At 52.7% G+C, this 1,310-nt stretch carries 1 protein-coding gene; it reads right to left on the bottom strand.

Going from position 1 to position 1,310, the window contains the following annotated elements:
- Window positions 1-29: 29 nt before the first annotated feature.
- Window positions 30-1,273 (bottom strand): IS3 family transposase gene (locus GWO68_RS17665; protein ID WP_162347802.1). Its coding sequence is split into 2 segments (ribosomal slippage): window positions 30-937 and window positions 937-1,273, totalling 1,245 coding nucleotides; the frame shifts between segments, so codons are not numbered across the junction.
- Window positions 1,274-1,310: the final 37 nt, after the last annotated feature.

Below are 1,310 nucleotides of genomic sequence, written 5' to 3'. Positions count from 1 at the left end.
TGACCCGTCCTAAAATAAGTTGACAGGTTTTACGATGATTTTAGAGAACCTGTGGGCATTAGCTCACAGGTTTTTTGATGTACCTGCTGTGGTGTACACATTTTCAGGCTCAGGTGAGGCCTTCGGGTGTTGTAGCTTTCCACAGCCTGTTTTACGAGTGTTTCCAGTTCCTGCCTGTTATTGCAGGGATAGAGTAGAAATTCTTCTTTGAGTATACCGTTCATACGCTCTGCCAATGCATTCTGGTAGCAGTCATAGCCATCGGTCATAGAAGGCTGGATGCCGTGCTTTCGCAGGATGCGCTGGTAGTGCTCTGAGCAGTACTGCAGCCCGCGGTCCGAATGATGGATGAGCGGCAGCGTCGTCCGGCGTTCCTTCACCGCCATTTTCAGGGCTTTGCCCACACTCTCGGCGCTCAGATCATCGCTCAGGGCATAGCCCATGATGCGGCGGCTGAAGGCGTCGGTAACCAGTGACAGGTAATGGGTACGCTGCCGGCTTTTGATATAGGTGATGTCAGAGACAAATACCTGCTCTGCCCGCTCCACGGCCAGCTCTTTTACCAGGTTAGGGTGTTTTTTGAGCCAGTGTTTGGAGTGGGTGGTTTTGGTATAGCTGTGGCGGGGGCAGATAAGCAGATGCTCTTGCCGCAAGAAGTCAAACAAGCCATCGCGGCCCAGTTTAATCCCTTGTTGCTGCAACTGCGTGGAAAGCAGGTAGTGTAACTTGCGGGTACCTACCCGTGGCAGCTGCCGCCGCAGCTGCTGAACCATCTCCCGCACAGCTACTAGTTGCAGGGCGCGTCTGTGCTGCCGTGCCCGTAGCTGGTAGAGGGATTGCCTGCTGCACCCGAACAAGGAAGAGAGACGTGACAGGCTCACGCCTTTCTCTTGCTGGAAGAACCACATGGTCCGGGCGATGACTTTTTTGAAAATCCAGTGCCTAGCTGACGATCTATCTCTTGCACAGCTTTTTCCAGTACCTGGTTTTTAAGACGCTCGTCAGCAAGCTCGCGTTCCAGGCGCCTGATCTTTTGAGCGGGTGTTTCGGCTTTCATCATGCGTGTGTGTATAGCCGGATAACGCCAATCCAACCGGCCATGTTTCCGAAGCCATACCAAAACGGTAGAGCGCCCCTGGATGCCGTAGTGCCGCTGGGCCTGTTTATAGGTGAAATCGCCTTTTTCTATCTGACTGACAACAGCCAGTTTAAAGCCTAAGGGGTAGTCCCGACGCGTGCGCCTGGTGCACCCTGTTTCTTCTTTTCCTTTCATAAGTCTAAATAGTGTCAACTTATTTCAGGACGATACA

Source organism: Pontibacter fetidus (genome assembly GCF_010119545.1).
GTDB classification, from domain to species: domain Bacteria; phylum Bacteroidota; class Bacteroidia; order Cytophagales; family Hymenobacteraceae; genus Pontibacter; species Pontibacter fetidus.
The sequence above is the reverse complement of the archived record's forward strand: the minus strand, read 5'-3'. Positions and strand labels throughout refer to the sequence as shown.